Here is a 229-nt window from a genome sequence, read left to right on the forward strand (position 1 = left end):
CTCCGTCAGTGCCTTGCGGAAATCGGTGACGCGCATCAGCGTGGCGCGCCATTCGGCGATCGGTCCGAAATTGGCAACATACCAGCGCAGGGCCGAATTGACCTGATTGAAGGCGCCGACTGCCACCATGAGCTGGCCGAAGGTCAGCCCGCCGGAGAAATAGGCGGGCGCAGCCACGAGGATGGGGATGATCAGCACCAGCCAGCCGTAGCCGGCGGAAACCCAGGTG

1 protein-coding gene is annotated in these 229 nt (G+C 64.2%); it reads right to left on the reverse strand.

Annotated elements, in window-relative coordinates; all coding sequences use genetic code 11:
- Positions 1-229 (reverse strand): hypothetical protein (locus tag ACPYOG_RS21200; protein WP_481296004.1); only part of this gene is annotated, 229 nt, incomplete at both ends.

It is taken from the genome of Leifsonia sp. HAY1-4F, from assembly GCF_056755275.1.